Raw genomic sequence first — 14570 nt, forward strand, 5'->3', positions numbered from 1 at the left:
GGGCTTGCTCGCGAATGCGGCGGCACATTCAACATTGATGGCGGCTGACACTCCGCCTTCGCGAGCAAGCCCGCTCCCACAGGGGATTAGTGGTGTTTCAGATATCGAGGACTTCCATCTCGCGCAGCACTTCACCCACTGCTGCCACGGCCTGGCGCATTTCGTCCGGGTTGACGTGGCCGATGCAGCCGACGCGGAAGGTTTCGACCTGGGTCAGTTTGCCGGGGTAGAGGATGTAACCCTTGGCCTTGACCCGTTCGTAGAAGTCCTTGAACTGGTAACGCGGGTCTTGCGGGGCATGGAAGGTGGCGATGATCGGGGCCTGGATCGCTGCCGGCAGGAAGCTGCGCAGCCCGAGCTTGCCCATCTCTTCCATCAGCGCCTGACAGTTGGCGGCGTAGCGCGCATGGCGAGCGGGCAGGCCACCTTCTTCGTTGTATTGCAACAACGCTTCATGCAGCGCCGCGACCACGTGGGTCGGCGGGGTGAAGCGCCACTGGCCGGTCTTCTGCATGTAGCTGTGCTGGTCATGCAGGTCCATCGCCAGCGAGTGCGAATTGCCGGCGGCAGCAGCCAGTGATTCCTTGCGGGCGAAGACAAAACCCATCCCCGGCACGCCTTCCAGACACTTGCCCGAAGCGGCGATCAGCGCATCGAACGGCACTTTTTGCGCGTCCACCGGCAGTGCGCCGAACGAGCTCATGGCATCGATGATCAGGCGTTTGCCGTGTTGTTGCACGACGTCCGCGATTTCCGGCAGCGGGTTGAGGATGCCGGTGCTGGTTTCGCAGTGGATCAGCGCGACATGGGTGATGTCGCCATCGGCGCGCAGCAGGCGGTCGACGTCGGCAGCGGTGGTCGGTTCGTCTTCGGCGGTTTCGAAGGTGCTGAACGAGCGGCCGAGCACTTCGCAGATCTTCGCCAGACGCTTGCCGTAGGCACCGTTGATCAGCACGAGGATTTTGCCGTCACGCGGTACCAAGGTGCCGATGGCGGCTTCGACAGCGAAGGTGCCGCTGCCCTGCAATGGCACGCAGTGGTGAGTGGCGGCGCCGTTGAGGATTGCCAGCAATTGCTCGCAGAGGCTGGCGGTCAGTTGATTGAAGCGGTCATCCCATGACCCCCAGTCGATCATCATTGCCTGGCGGGTGCGGGCCGACGTGGTCAACGGGCCGGGAGTGAGCAGGATGGGTGCGGCAGTACTCATTCGTGTGTCCTCGCGATAGCGCTGTGGGATGAAGCTACGGGGCATACGTTGCAATTCGGCGGTCTATCAATCAAATTGTTTGTTGTTATGCCAGCCATCAGTGAGGGTTATCCATGAATCTGTTCCAGCTGCGCGCCTTCGACGCCGTGGCCCGGGAAGGCAGCTTTACCCGCGCGGCGGCGCGCCTGTTCATCAGTCAGCCGGCGGTCACCGGACACATCAAGGCGCTGGAGGAGCACTACCAGATCACCCTGTTACGGCGCACCGCGCGTCGGGTCGAACTGACCGAGGAGGGCACCAAACTGGCGGCGATTACCCGCGCGATGTTCGGTTTGGCCGAAGAAGCGCAAACCCTGCTCGAAGCCAATCGTCAGTTGCTCACCGGGCGCCTCGAAGTGGCGGCGGACGGTCCGCACATGGTCATGCCGATGCTCGCCAGCCTGCGTGCGCGCTATCCTGGAATCACGGTGAACCTGCGTCTGGGCAATGCGCAGGAAACCCTCGCCGCGCTGTTGTCCGAGCATGCCGACGTGGCGGTGCTGACCGAGGTCGAACCGCGCAAGGGCCTGCATCTGCAAGCGTTGAGCGAATCGCGGATCTGCGCGCTGGTGCCGGCGGCGCATGCGTGGGCGCAGCGTGCCGGCGAAGTGAAGCTCAAGGAGCTGGATCAGGTGATCATGGTGTTGCGCGAGCCGAGTTCGATCACCCGGCGCACCTTTGATCAGGCGTGTGCGCAGGCGGCGGTGAATCCGCGGGTGCTGCTGGAACTGGACAGCCGTGAGGCGGTGACCGAAGCGGTGGCGGCGGAGCTGGGGGTGGGTGTGGTGTCGTCGGTGGAGGTCAGCCATGACCCGCGGGTGGTGGCGATTCCGATTGTCGGCGACGGGCTGGTCAATCGGCACATGATTGGCTGCATGGAGCGGCGGCGGGAGTTGCGCTTGATTCAGGCGTTCTTCGGTCTGGCGCCGGCCTGATACACCGTGTTGCTCCAATCGCGAGCAGGCTCACTCCTACAAGTGTTGTGGGGAGCACACAATGTTTGACCGACATAGATCCTCTGTAGGAGTGAGCCTGCTCGCGATGAGGCCAGACCGGTTTACCCAAGGCTCTCGCGCACCATATCGAGAAATGTCGCCACCACCCGCCGCGAACTCTGCTCGCGCAAGCACACCAGCGTCTCGGTCAATCGTCGGGTGCAATCGGTAATCGGCAACGCGCAGACTCGCGAATCCGCGCCAAACTCCGCCGCCGACACCACCCCCACACCGATCCCCACCACCACCGCCTCGCGCGCGGCTTCCCGGCCCTCGACCTGGATTGCCGGACGAATGCGAAAACCGGCGCGGGCCATTTCTTCTTCCAGAGTCTGGCGGGTTACCGAGCCGTGCTCGCGCAGCACCAGCGGCGTGTCATCGAGATCGGCCAGACAGATCGACTCGCGCTCGGCCCACGGGTGATGGCGCGAGACGAACGCCACCATCGGGTCGTTGCGTAGCGGCACGCACAGCAGACGTTCATCAGTGACATCGCGCCCGAGCAGCGCCAGATCGGCCTGATAGTTGAACAGGCGAAACAGCGATTCATCGGTGTTACCGGTCTCGATCTTCACGCTGATCCCCGGATACCGCTCGCAGAACCGCGCGATCTGCGGCAGCACGTGTATCGGTGCGTCCACTGCGAGAATCAGGCTGCCAGTCTGCAACGCCTGGGATTCCTGCAGCAGTTCCTGGGCTTCAGCCTCGATCACAAACAGCCGCTGAGTAATCGCCAGCAGCCGCTCACCGAGATCGGTCAGGCGCACCGAACGCTTGTTGCGATGGAACAGCAACACACCAAAGCGCTCTTCGAGTTTGCGCACCTGGTCGGAAATTGCCGGTTGCGTGAGAAAAAGCCGTTCGGCGGCTTTGGTAAAGCTTCCATGGACGGCCACGGCGTGGAAGGCTTTGAGCTGGGCGTGGGACACCGACATGCAGCCTCCAGTAACAAGCTGAGCTTATGTGTGAAATACGATAAATCGATTTTATTTATTAAACAGTAATTGCTTTGATCCGCTCACGCCAGCGCTGACTGTCCGCTCGGACAGCAGCGTCGGCGATGAGCCTGTGCGTGCAACAACAGGACTCATCTGACCGCTATCGCCATCAGGGATGGGGCGCTGGCGCAGTGCTCAACAATAAAAACACAGGCGTTTACTAAACGATTCTGCCGGCACACTCACACCCTGAGGTCAGAACCACAATGAACAAGCACATCGGCACCATTGCGCGTTGGCGCATGCAGATTTTCGCTGTCACCTGGCTCGCGTACGCCGCTTTCTATTTCACCCGCAAAGCATTTTCGGTGGCCAAACTGGGCATCGCCGAAGACCCGACCTTCATGCTCGACAAGATGGCCATGGCCAACCTCGATGCGATCTATCTGGCGGCCTACGCCATCGGCCAATTCACTTGGGGCATGCTTGCCGACCGTTTCGGCCCGAGGGTCGTGGTGCTTGGCGGGCTGCTGATTTCCGCTGGTGCGGCATTGGTGATGGGCAGTTTCGCGACCTTGCCGATCTTCGCCACTTGCATGCTGATCCAGGGGCTGGCGCAGTCCACCGGCTGGTCGGGATTGTGTAAAAACCTTGGGAGTTTCTTCCCGGCGCAGCAGCGTGGGCGGGTGCTCGGATTGTGGAGCTCCTGCTATGCGTTTGGCGGTCTGGTGGCCTCGCCGTTCGCCGGCTGGTGGGCGTATACGCTGATGGGCACCTGGCACGCGGCGTTCATTTCCAGCGCGGCCGTGGTCGCGGTGGTGGCGCTGTTGTTCTTCATTTTTCAGCGCAACAAACCGGAAGACGTCGGCCTGCCGGCGGTGGAGCCGGAGCCGGAACTCAGTGCCGCGGAAACCGAAGCCAACAGCAAGCTCAGCGTCTGGGAGCCGTTGAAGGAAATCCTGCGCAACCGCACGGTGCTGGTGCTGGGCCTGGCGTATTTCATGTTGAAACCGGCGCGTTACGCGATTCTGTTGTGGGGCCCGGTGATCGTCTTTGAGCAGATGCCGAGTGTCGGCAAGGTCGGCGCGGCGATCATTCCCACCTCGTTCGAACTGGCCGGGTTGCTCGGGCCGATCATGATCGGTCTGGCCTCGGACAAACTGTTCGGCGCCCGGCGCATGCCGGCCTGCGTCCTCAGTCTGCTGGCACTGACCGTAACGTTGGCGCTGTTCATGGGCGCGTTGCACACCGGCAGCGTGATGCTGGTGGTGGCGTTGCTGTTTGTCATGGGCCTGACCCTGTACGGGCCGGATTCGATGATCAGCGGCGCGGCCGCCATTGACTTCGGCAAGGCCAAGGCCGGCGCCACGGCGGCCGGCTTCGTCAACGGCTGCGGCTCGGTCGGCGCAGTGCTCGGCGGATTGCTGCCAGGTTACTTCGATTCGGTGACGGTGTTCATCGTCTTCGCCGGCTGCGCATTGTTCTCGGCGCTGGTGCTGATTCCGCACTGGAACAGCCGCCCGGTCGGGGTGATGGAACCGCGCGCGGCCATTCCCAATTGCCCACTGACCATCAAACCCCTGCGTAACTGAAAACCCTTGCCCTGCGGCCTGCTGCGGCGCTCGCGGCAGGCTGTGTCGTGGCCATCTGACTGGAGAATCCCATGCGACCGTTTTGGCTAGAGCAAGCCTTGCAGGCCGATCCATCCGCGACGTGTCCGTCGCTGCAAGGCGAAGTGCGCAGCGACGTGTGCATCGTCGGCGGCGGCTACACCGGGTTGTGGACGGCGATCATGCTCAAGCAGCAGAACCCGGAACTCGACGTATTGCTGATCGAAGCCGACATCTGCGGCGCCGGTGCCAGTGGGCGCAACGGTGGGTGTGCGTTGTCGTGGTCGGCCAAGTATTTCACCCTCGAGCGGCTGTTCGGCGTCGAGGAGGCGGTGCGCCTGGTCAAGGAATCCGAGCGCAGCATCCACGCCATCGGCGCGTTCTGCGAACAGTTCGGCGTCGATGCCGATTACCGCCTCGACGGCACGCTGTACACCGCCACCAACCAGGCGCAGGTCGGTTCGACCGACGCCGTGATCACGGCGCTTGAGCGCAACGGCATCAACTCGTTCACCCAGCGTCCGCTGGCCGATGTGCAGCGCATGGCCGGTTCCAGCAAGCATCTGGAAGGCTGGTTCTCGCCAGCGGCAGCCAGTGTGCAGCCGGGCAAACTGGTGCGCGGGCTGCGTCGGGTGGCGTTACAACTGGGCGTGAAGATCCACGAGAACACGGCGATGACCGGCCTGGAGGAGGGCCGTCCGGCGCGCATTCACACCGCTGGCGGCTGCGTGATAGCCGACCGTGTGGTACTGGCGATGAATGCGTGGATGGCCCGGGCGTTTCCACAGTTCGAACGTAGCGTGGCGATTGTCTCCAGTGACATGCTGATCACCGAGCCGCGCCCGGATCTGCTGCAGGAAATCGGTTTGACCAGCGGTGTCACGGTGCTCGATTCGCGGATTTTCGTGCACTACTACCACAACACGCCGGACGGCCGGATCATGCTTGGCAAGGGGGGGAATACCTTCGCGTTTGGCGGGCGGATGCTGCCGGTGTTCGATCAGCCATCGCCCTATGCGGATTTGCTCAAGCGCAGTCTCGGCGACTTCTTCCCGGCGTTTGCCGATGTAAAGATCGACGCAACGTGGAACGGGCCGTCGGATCGATCGGTCACCGGGTTGCCGTTTTTCGGGCAGATGAGTGCCAGTGGCAATGTGTTTTATGGCTTTGGTTATTCCGGCAGTGGCGTCGGGCCGTGTCACATGGGCGGGCAGATTCTTGCCTCGTTGGTGCAGGGGCTCGATAACCCCTGGACCCGTTCGCCGTTGGTGAACGGGCCGCTGGGGTATTTTCCGCCGGAGCCGATTCGGTATCTGGGGTCGTTGATGGTGCGTAATGCGATTCGGCGCAAGGAGCGGACTGAGGATCATGGGCGGCGGCCGCGGCATCTGGATGTGCGGTTGGCGAGGTTTGCGGCGGCGGCGGGGAAGGCTGACAAGGGGTGATTGGGGGCTTTGATTTATGGGGGCATATCCGTTGCTGCGGTAACGGCTGCTTAGGGTTCCGCCCTTACGGCGGGTTACTTTTTCCAGACGCCGAAAAAGTAACCAAAAAGGCTTTACCCTGACGTTCGGCCCTCGCTTAGGCTCGGGTTCCTTCGCTCCGGGATTCATCCGGGGGGCAGCGCCTACGGTTTGCTTCGCTGCACCTCCTCTCGCTGTGTTTGGCTGCGCCAAACGGTCGCTGCGCTCCCACCCCCGGATAAACCCCTCCACTCAGCCTGCCGATGGGGCCGGCACGGCAAGATCAAGAGCTTTCGGCGAGCTCACACTCGGCCATTTGAGTGGTGAAAAGCATGCGCTTGGCTTTAGCTCCCTGTGGGAGCTGGCCTGCCAGCGAAGGCGGCCTACGAGCCGACCAGCCTCCAACTGCCCGCACCCAATCCAACTGTGAGAGCTGGCTTGCCAGCGATAGCAATCTCCCAGCCGACCAATCTCCAACAGCCCACACCCAATCCAACTGTGGGAGCTGGCTTGCCAGCGATAGCAATCTCCCAGCCGACCAATCTCCAACAGCTCACACCCAATCCACTGTGGGAGCGGGCTTGCTCGCGAAGGCGGCCTGCGAGCCGACCCACCTCCAACAGCCCACACCCAATCCAACTGTGGGAGCTGGCTTGCCAGCGATAGCGACCTCACAACCACCCAGTTTCTTCCAGGTGTACTCAATGCCAATGTCTGCGGCGCTTAGGGATCGGCACCGTGCAGCAGCCAATCGAGCAACAGGCTGCTGTCGCGCGGTGGTGGTGTTTCACTCGGTGGCGCAGGGCGTGGGTTGGCGAGGCACAGAATCGGTCGATCCGGGTCGCTGTCGAGGAAGCTGACCCACACCTCACTGCCGGCGCGGGGCAACTGGTGGGTGGCGAGCCGGCCGGCGCCGGTCAGTGCGATTGGCAGCCACAGGCATGCAGACTCAGTTGTCTGCGCCGGCCAGAGGTTGACGCCGATGCGCCCGCGATCATCCAGTTGCGCGGGCTGGCCGGGCGATCCCAGCACTTGTGCCAGATGGTAGCCGCCGATGTTCGGGCGCGGCTGTGCCAACGGCGGGCGAAAATCGCTTGACCAGGGCAGGGCAGTGAAGTCGTTTCGATAGCGATGCACATCAGTGGTCGGGTCGAGGATCGAGGGGTGCTGGCCCTGGTGGTGCAGTTCGGTGATCAACCATTGTTCATTGAAGGTATTGATCGGATGCTCGCTGATCTGTAACAGATGCCCGCTGCGCAACGCGCTGCAATCGCAGTTGCCCCGGATCGAGCGCGACTGACAGCGCTGGCGCTGCAGATGGCGACGGCTGCGTTGTTCGGCGTGACGCTGTTCGCCCGACAGGTTCTGCGGTGCGAGTGCGGGCAAGGGATGGTTGGCCGCGTCGGTGGCGATGGCCTCCTGCCCGCGGTTGCGAATGCCGTGCGCAGCCATCACCGGTGGCGCGTCATGGCGCTGAAACAGCGTGCTGACGCGCGGTGATGGTGTGTCGTCGGTGATGCCAAACGGCACCGGCAACGGTTCCTGCGGCAGGCTGAGGTTGTCATCGGCAAACACCAGCACATGCCCGTTCGGGTGATGCTCGAAGTGATAGTGGATGCCTTCCTCCTCACACAGCCGTTGCACGAAGGCCAGGTCACTTTCTTCGTACTGGATGCAAAAGGGCCGCGGCGGGTATTGGCCGACGCTCATTTCGATCCGGTAACTGTCCGCCGGCAACTCATGCTCGCCGAGCAATTGCGCGAGGATCGTCGGCACGCTCGTTTGCACGAAGACCCGGCGCCGGGGCGGCTGGTCCAGACTCAGCAGCAGCGGGACGAGGATCAGCTGGTAGCCGATGCGGTGGCTGGCGCGATGCTCGCAACTGACGCTGTGGATCAGACCGTGGATCCCGTGATCGGCGCCCAGGCGCAGGAACGCCGGTTGGCGCAGCAGACTGCCTGGGGGCAACGCCGGTGCCAGACCGATCATTTCAATCTCGAAGCGAAACGGCTGATTGAGTGCTTCCTTGCCACTGAAACGCAAGACCGGCAGGCACAGCGGGCCGTCGATCAGGGTCAGGGTGAACGGGCTTTCCTTATCATTGAGCATTCGTACGGGCTCTGTGGGCAATACGGACGGCAGAGGGTACGAAAACGCGAGCACGAATGGTCATGGCTGGTGGGCTTTTCAGAATCGCCCTACAAGTCGTGGTGACGATGTCGATTCAACAATGATTTTTTTGGTCGATTGCCGACTTTAGGCCGTATAAACTTGGCGCCACGCGTCGGCCAATAGATGTCTCGGCGCCACAGATCAAGAGAGTGAGTAATGGGCGCACAGTGGAAGGTTAAACACAAAGAAGCGGCAGCCAACGCCAAGGGCAAGATCTTCGGCAAACTGGTGAAAGAAATCACCATCGCTGCCCGCAACGGTGCCGATACCGCCACCAACGCACACCTGCGTCTGGTGGTCGAGCAGGCCAAGAAAGCTTCGATGCCCAAGGAAACCCTGGACCGCGCCATCAAGAAAGGCGCCGGCCTGCTGGGCGAAACCGTGCAGTACCACCGCGTGACGTACGAAGGTTTCGCACCGCATCAGGTTCCGTTGATCGTCGAGTGCGTCACTGACAACATCAACCGCACCGTCGCGGAAATCCGCGTGGCGTTCCGCAAGGGTCAACTGGGCGCTTCCGGTTCGGTGGCCTGGGACTTCAACCACGTCGGCATGATCGAAGCGTCGCCGGACACCCCGGACGCCGATCCGGAAATGGCCGCGATCGAGGCCGGTGCCCAGGACTTCGAGCCGGGCGAAGAGGGCGCGACCCTGTTCCTGACCGATCCGACCGACCTCGACGCCGTGCAGAAAGCCCTGCCTGAGCAAGGCTTCACGGTGCTGTCGGCCAAACTCGGCTACCAGCCGAAGAACCCGGTCAGCGGCCTGAGCGCCGAGCAGATGGCTGAAGTTGAAGCGTTCCTCGAAGGCCTCGACAACCACGACGACGTGCAGGACATGTTTGTCGGTCTGGCGGGCTGATTTGCTGCAAAGATAAACTGTGGCGAGGGAGCTTGCTCCCGCTCGGCTGCGCGGCAGTCGTTGTTTTTGGGACGGCTTTGCCGTCCAGCGGGAGCAAGCTCCCTCGCCACAGGATTTGCTTCAGTTAAAGCGTTTCCAGGACCTCGATCACTTCGCTGAACCCCGGCCGCGCCAGCACGTCCGGCTGACAGCAACGCTGTTCCAGCGCCTCCAGCACCTCGCGTTGTTCATCGCGCAACCCCGAGTCGACGCGCGCCAGCAATTCCCCGAGCAGAACCCCGAACGCCCGCACTTCGATGCGTTGCAGTGCCCGGGTTTCCAGGTTGTCGGTGGTGGCATGGAACGACGCCGCGCCGAAATCCCCGAGCAAGCAATCGCCCTGATCGTTCAACAGAATGTTGTGGCCGTAGAGATCGCCGTGGGTGATGCCCTGTTGATGCAAGTGCTCGGCCGCCGAAGCGATGCCCTTGGCAATGTTCAGCGCCACTTCGGCACTGAAGCGGCAGTCCTCGGCATAGACATCCCGCGAGCAGCTCGCCAGGCTCGGCAATGCCGCCAGGTTGCGAAAGCTTGGGTCGATCAGTTGCATCACCAGCCCCTGTTGGCCATCGGGATGCCCGTGAATACGGCCTTCCACGCGGATCAGGTTCGGGTGCAAGCCGGCGGTGATGCAGGCGTTCATCTCGTGCAGCGGCGAACCGTCGCTGGTCATTTCACCTTTATAGAGCTTCACCGCGACCGGCACCTGCGAGCCGTCGGCGCGCTGCCACTGCGCCCGGGAAATCACCCCCGAGGCGCCTTCGCCCAGGCGCTGTTCCAGACGCAGCGCCGACCAGTCGATCAGCGGCGTGGCTTCCAGCGCGGCGGCATCGGCTTCGGTCTCCAGCGGATTGCCGGCATACGCCAGCCAGGTCAGGCTCGGCAGGGTCAGCAGCCACTGCGGCAGTTCACGCATCTGGTTGGCGGCGATGCGGATCAACTCCAGGCGATGGCACTGGCTCATTGAGGCGGGCAGCGCTTGCAGGCGATTCCCGGCCAGCAGCAGTTTTTGCAGATACGGGCGCTCACCCAGTTCGACGGGCAGGCTTTCGATGCAGTTGTCGGTCAGGATCAACCAGCGCAGCAGCGGCGGCAGTGCTGCGCCCGGCACGTGGCTGATGCGGTTGGCCTTGAAGCCGATCATCGTCAGCGCCGCGCATTTTCCGACGCATTCCGGCACCTCGGTGAAGTGGTTGTCCGAGCAGAACAGGATGCGCATCCTGGTCAGGCGATGCAGATCATCGGGCAGACTGCTCAAGGCGTTGCCGCTGAGGTTGAGCACCTCCAGCGTATCGGCCAGTTCGAAAATCTCCCGGGGGAACTCGGTCAGGCCGCAAGACAGATCCAGCCGGGTAATGCCCGACAACTCGCCGGCGCGCAATTGAGCAAGGGTGTGCATGGGGATGTTCACTATCAAAGGAAAGAAGCGCCGGGCGCTCGGAATGGGCGACATGATAACGGCAAAGCCGGGATTTGCATTGACCCGACTCTCGATAACACCGGAAACCCTGTGGGAGCGAGCTTGCTCGCGAAGGCGTCCTGTCAGTCAGCGATTCGTCACTGACACTCCGCTTTCGCGAGCAAGCCCGCTCCCACAGGGGATCCGAGTTGTCAGTGGATTTCCTGCAACTGCCCCAGGCGACTGCGGGTGCGCGCCAGATCGATGGCATTCCCGCCAAGGGCCTCGCGCAGTGGCAAGCGGCTGAGCAGGGTCAGGTGCTTGTCCTGGTCGTAGAGCACGTCGATCAGGTTGATGAAGCGCTGTTGTGCGGCGATCGAGCACTCACCGAGTTCCGGCAGGTCGTCGATGATCCACTGGTCGAAACGCCGACACAGCTCCAGATAATCCATCACCGCTGTCGGTTGCTCGCACACGTCGCTGAAGGCGAAAGCGACCCGGCTGCCATCGCACAGACGCGCCTGAACGTGTCGGCTGCCCACCGGCAACGCAATGGCCGGGGCACCTTCGGGCGGCAGGTTCAGCGCCTCGCGCTGGGTTGCGGTGGCTGGCCACACATAGTGGCCCTGCGTGAAAACCTGATGCGCATGGTTGCTCGCCTGGCTGCGGTAATCGTGCGGGCCGCCGACCTCCATCACTTGCATTCGGGCGTTGATCAATTCGATCACCGGTTTGAAGCGCGCGTGATAGAGCGGGTTGGGCAGCAAGCCTTCCGGCGGATAGTTGGAAGTCACCAGCAGCAGAGTCCCGCGCTGGAACAAGGCCTTGAACAGGCGGGTGATGAGCATCGCATCGCCGATGTCATGCACATGAAATTCGTCGAAACACAGTACCCGGCAATCGGCTAACAGCTCGTCGAGGGTGACGCCGAGAGCGTCGTCCTGTTCGCGATGGTTAAACATGCCCTGATGCAACCGGGCAAAGAATTCATGGAAATGCACGCGCTGTTTCTGCGCGGTCGGCAGTGCCTGGAAAAAACCGTCGAGCAGCCAGCTCTTGCCGCGTCCGACCGCGCCATGCAGGTACAGGCTCGGCGGCATTTGCGGCTTGGCGCCGAACAACAGGCTGGCCTGCTGCGCCATGCAATCGATCACCCGCTGTTGGCTGTGGCTGAGGGTGTAACCCTGACTATGGGCCTTGTGCCGGAAATAGTCGCGGATCGACTGGGCATTCGCGTCATGCCCGGCATGCGCGGGCCGGCCCTTGGCGAACCAGCGGCGCAGCGCCGACCAGCGCAGGGTCAGTGGCGATCGTTTGGGCGCTCGTGAGGGCACAGTGCAGTCACTCCGTGTTCATCAGACCGGCGCCCGGGAGCGCGGCGCCGTAGTGTAACCAGAGGCTGCGCCCGGCTTCCATCGCGGCTCGTCGACTGTGGGCGATCACTGAACAGATTTGTGCGGGACGTACAGCTATTTTCAGCGATGTAATTCGCCGTGTTGCCAAACTTTCGAAACATATCCCGGCAGGACCATGGATCCAATCGACTGGCGGATTCGTCGTCCGTTGCTACCCTGAAACACAGTAACGTCATCCAGGATGTTCCCTCACAAGGAATGGGACAGTGATTGTACGTGTGGTGATGGGCCTGCTCGGGGTGCTTGGGGCCTCGGTGCATGCGGCGGATCTTCAGGTCGAAGTCCGCGTTGACGTGCAGCGTGGCTGCCAGTTGATCGGCCAGCAGCGCGAGGCGGGTATCGAACAATTGGGCGTGCTGGATTTCGGCAGTATTGCGCGTCTCGACGACCCGGCCGGGCCACTGGGTGCGGCGCTGACCAACCAACGGTTGCCACGTCTGGAATGCAACCCTGACACGCCGTATCAACTGCGGGTCGACGGTGGCCTGCATGGTGGCGTTGGCGAGGTTCGCTACATGGCGGGGGCGGCGGGGAGCCAGCCGATTCCATATCGGCTGTATCAGGACGCGGCGCGCCGGGTGCCGCTGGTGGTGAACGTGCCAGTCAGCGGCCGGGTGCCGGACACCGGCACGGTGGAGCTGCCGCTGTACGCGCGGATCGAGCGTCTGGCGCAGGTGCCGCAGGTCAGCCGCTATTCGGATCTGGTGAAAGTCACCGTGACCTGGTGAGTGCAGGATTTCAGGCAATCCGCTGGAGGCGGGTTGCGCAGGGAAGGGGCGTTCAATGCTGAACGCAAGGTACGCAGGCATCCTGAAGGAGTAGGACGGACGCAATGACAGGCAAGCACTGGATGGTTATCGCCACGGGTACGTTGCTGTTGCTCGCTGACGACGCACAGGCGGCGATCAGTGGGCAGATCAATGCGCGGCTGATCCTGATCGCTGGGTGCGAAGTCACCAACAGCGCCACCCCGGCGATCCCGGTGAGCAATCTGGGCACCCTCGATTTCGGTCAGCAGGGGCCGACCTGGAACGCGCCGATCAAGGCCAGTCTCGACGGCGACAGCAGCGGCAAGCTGAACGTCGCCTGCAATCCCTCGGTCACCGGTTTCACCGTCACCATCGACGGCGGCAGCCACGGTGACGGCACCACCCGCCGCCTGAGCAACGGGCGCCAGACCCTGCCTTATCAACTCTTTCTGGATGCCTCCGGCAGCCAACGCTACAGCATTGGCCAACAACACAATTTCGCTGTCACCAGCGGTGCGCAGATACCGATTCCGGTGTTTGGCACGGTGGTGGCGAATACCCGCGCGGTTCCGGCAGGTGTCTACACCGACACGCTGACGGTGACGCTCGACTGGTAACCCCGTAGAGGACGGACACCATGCGCAAGTTTGCATCAAGGATAGGTTTGTCGTTGCTCGGCCTGACGCTGGTTTCCAGTGCCCACGCCGCCACCACGGTCACCGGCCAGATCACCGCCAGCCTGACCCTGATCAGCAGCTGTCAGGTCAACGGTGCCGGCGGTTCCACCGGGCTGAACTTCGGTGCGCTGAACTTCGGCACCGCCAACAGTCTGTTCACCACCGCGAGCGGGCAGGTACTGGGCGGTGGCGGCGGGGCGCTGTCGATTCTCTGCTCCAGCGGCACGACCCCGGTGGTCAAAGTGCGCGCCGGTGCTCACGACGGACAGTCGCCGGGCGGCGCTCGTGCGTTGTATGACGGTGTCGCCAACTACGTGCCGTACGACTTCTACACCGATGCCGGGCATTCGCAGCTGCTGCCGATCGACGGCACGATCAATCTGGCGACCAGCACTGGCGTGGCGCAGACGGTGAATATCTACGGTCAGGCGGTGGGCAAGGCCGGGCTGCCGGCAGGGACTTACACCGACACCGTCGCTGTTGAACTGACGTTCTGATGCCATGCGCCGCCAAGGCTGTGCCGCGCTGCTCCTGCTCTGTGCGGGCAGTGTGCCGCTGCCGCTGGGGGCGGCGACCAGCCAGAGCTTTCAGGTCAGCGCGACCATCACGCCGGGATGCCTGGTGGTGGGCGGGGTGTCGAATTACGGCGGACTGAATTTCGGTTCGAGTTCGGCCCTCGCGACCGGCACGGTGCAAGTGGCATTGACCGGCGGCGTGCAGTTGCAATGCACGCAGGGGGTGGCACTGAACATGACGGTCGATGGCGGCCAGTACAACAGCAGCGGTCGCCACATGCAGATCAACAGCGGCAGTGCGCGGGTGGCGTATGCGCTGTTTCGCGATGCGGCTTACAGCCAGAGCCTGGGCATCGGCCAGAGCGTGGCGGTGGCCTATAGCGATGCGAACAACATCAGCCTGCCGATTTACGGTCAGGTGCAATTGCCGGGCAATCAGCCCGGGGGGACGTACAGCGACGTGTTGCAGGTGCAGCTGTCGTGGTAAAGCG

The 14570-nt window shown here is 62.8% G+C and carries 13 protein-coding genes; 8 read left to right on the plus strand and 5 right to left on the minus strand.

Annotated features, from left to right (window positions below; all coding sequences use genetic code 11):
- Positions 1-97 precede the first annotated feature (97 nt).
- Positions 98-1207: a 2-aminoethylphosphonate--pyruvate transaminase gene (locus QMX91_RS13910; RefSeq protein ID WP_282412897.1), complete on the minus strand. Its 1110-nt coding sequence runs from the start codon at positions 1205-1207 to the stop codon at positions 98-100.
- Positions 1208-1320: 113 nt separating this feature from the next.
- Between QMX91_RS13910 and QMX91_RS13915 the strand changes: the two genes are divergently transcribed.
- Complete coding sequence (locus QMX91_RS13915) at positions 1321-2181, plus strand: LysR substrate-binding domain-containing protein (RefSeq protein ID WP_202369796.1); 861 nt, start codon at positions 1321-1323, stop codon at positions 2179-2181.
- A gap of 122 nt (positions 2182-2303) precedes the next feature.
- On the opposite strand, the gene QMX91_RS13920 is transcribed toward QMX91_RS13915, so the two are convergent.
- The gene (locus tag QMX91_RS13920) at positions 2304-3176 is read right to left on the minus strand and encodes a LysR family transcriptional regulator (RefSeq protein WP_096795687.1); all 873 of its coding nucleotides are present in this window, start codon (positions 3174-3176) and stop codon (positions 2304-2306) included.
- 269 nt (positions 3177-3445) lie between these two features.
- Here QMX91_RS13920 and QMX91_RS13925 point away from each other — a divergent pair, with 269 nt between their 5' ends.
- Together QMX91_RS13925 and QMX91_RS13930 are read left to right on the plus strand one after the other, a co-directional pair.
- A complete protein-coding gene (locus tag QMX91_RS13925; protein ID WP_027614598.1) occupies positions 3446-4771 on the plus strand; it encodes an MFS transporter in 1326 nt (441 codons plus the stop codon).
- A gap of 71 nt (positions 4772-4842) precedes the next feature.
- Complete coding sequence (locus QMX91_RS13930) at positions 4843-6234, plus strand: FAD-dependent oxidoreductase (RefSeq protein ID WP_282412898.1); 1392 nt, start codon at positions 4843-4845, stop codon at positions 6232-6234.
- Positions 6235-6975: 741 nt separating this feature from the next.
- On the opposite strand, the gene tssI is transcribed toward QMX91_RS13930, so the two are convergent.
- A complete protein-coding gene (gene tssI / locus QMX91_RS13935; protein WP_282412899.1) occupies positions 6976-8361 on the minus strand; it encodes a type VI secretion system tip protein TssI/VgrG in 1386 nt (461 codons plus the stop codon).
- A 219-nt stretch (positions 8362-8580) separates the two neighbouring features.
- Here tssI and QMX91_RS13940 point away from each other — a divergent pair, with 219 nt between their 5' ends.
- Positions 8581-9285 carry a YebC/PmpR family DNA-binding transcriptional regulator gene (locus QMX91_RS13940; RefSeq protein WP_027614601.1) on the plus strand — a complete coding sequence of 235 codons (705 nt, stop codon included), beginning with the start codon at positions 8581-8583 and terminating at the stop codon, positions 9283-9285.
- A 124-nt stretch (positions 9286-9409) separates the two neighbouring features.
- On the opposite strand, the gene QMX91_RS13945 is transcribed toward QMX91_RS13940, so the two are convergent.
- Positions 9410-10723, minus strand: coding sequence for a protein kinase (locus QMX91_RS13945; RefSeq protein ID WP_282412900.1), 1314 nt, complete (start codon positions 10721-10723; stop codon positions 9410-9412).
- A gap of 212 nt (positions 10724-10935) precedes the next feature.
- The gene (zapE, locus tag QMX91_RS13950; RefSeq protein ID WP_282412901.1) at positions 10936-12057 is read right to left on the minus strand and encodes a cell division protein ZapE; all 1122 of its coding nucleotides are present in this window, start codon (positions 12055-12057) and stop codon (positions 10936-10938) included.
- A 287-nt stretch (positions 12058-12344) separates the two neighbouring features.
- Here zapE and QMX91_RS13955 point away from each other — a divergent pair, with 287 nt between their 5' ends.
- The 4 genes from QMX91_RS13955 to QMX91_RS13970 all read left to right on the plus strand — a co-directional run bounded on the left by QMX91_RS13955 (position 12345) and on the right by QMX91_RS13970 (position 14566).
- Positions 12345-12866 (plus strand): spore coat U domain-containing protein, encoded by a 522-nt coding sequence (locus QMX91_RS13955; RefSeq protein ID WP_097088184.1) that lies wholly within the window; start codon positions 12345-12347, stop codon positions 12864-12866.
- Between the two features lie 104 nt (positions 12867-12970).
- Positions 12971-13504, plus strand: coding sequence for a spore coat U domain-containing protein (locus QMX91_RS13960; RefSeq protein WP_096795681.1), 534 nt, complete (start codon positions 12971-12973; stop codon positions 13502-13504).
- Between the two features lie 20 nt (positions 13505-13524).
- Entirely contained in the window at positions 13525-14061 is a 537-nt protein-coding gene (locus QMX91_RS13965) for a spore coat U domain-containing protein (RefSeq protein WP_027614606.1), read from the plus strand.
- Positions 14062-14065: 4 nt separating this feature from the next.
- A complete protein-coding gene (locus QMX91_RS13970; protein WP_282412902.1) occupies positions 14066-14566 on the plus strand; it encodes a spore coat U domain-containing protein in 501 nt (166 codons plus the stop codon).
- Positions 14567-14570 lie beyond the last annotated feature (4 nt).

The organism is Pseudomonas sp. PS01299 (assembly GCF_029960145.1).
Lineage (GTDB): Bacteria > Pseudomonadota > Gammaproteobacteria > Pseudomonadales > Pseudomonadaceae > Aquipseudomonas > Aquipseudomonas putida_A.

Coding starts and splice junctions, on each gene's coding strand:
- QMX91_RS13910 (WP_282412897.1), bottom strand. CDS start 1,207: ATGAGTACTGCCGCACCCATCCTGCTCACTCCCGGCCCGTTGACCACG.
- QMX91_RS13915 (WP_202369796.1), top strand. CDS start 1,321: ATGAATCTGTTCCAGCTGCGCGCCTTCGACGCCGTGGCCCGGGAAGGC.
- QMX91_RS13920 (WP_096795687.1), bottom strand. CDS start 3,176: ATGTCGGTGTCCCACGCCCAGCTCAAAGCCTTCCACGCCGTGGCCGTC.
- QMX91_RS13925 (WP_027614598.1), top strand. CDS start 3,446: ATGAACAAGCACATCGGCACCATTGCGCGTTGGCGCATGCAGATTTTC.
- QMX91_RS13930 (WP_282412898.1), top strand. CDS start 4,843: ATGCGACCGTTTTGGCTAGAGCAAGCCTTGCAGGCCGATCCATCCGCG.
- tssI (WP_282412899.1), bottom strand. CDS start 8,361: ATGCTCAATGATAAGGAAAGCCCGTTCACCCTGACCCTGATCGACGGC.
- QMX91_RS13940 (WP_027614601.1), top strand. CDS start 8,581: ATGGGCGCACAGTGGAAGGTTAAACACAAAGAAGCGGCAGCCAACGCC.
- QMX91_RS13945 (WP_282412900.1), bottom strand. CDS start 10,723: ATGCACACCCTTGCTCAATTGCGCGCCGGCGAGTTGTCGGGCATTACC.
- QMX91_RS13960 (WP_096795681.1), top strand. CDS start 12,971: ATGACAGGCAAGCACTGGATGGTTATCGCCACGGGTACGTTGCTGTTG.
- QMX91_RS13965 (WP_027614606.1), top strand. CDS start 13,525: ATGCGCAAGTTTGCATCAAGGATAGGTTTGTCGTTGCTCGGCCTGACG.
- QMX91_RS13970 (WP_282412902.1), top strand. CDS start 14,066: ATGCGCCGCCAAGGCTGTGCCGCGCTGCTCCTGCTCTGTGCGGGCAGT.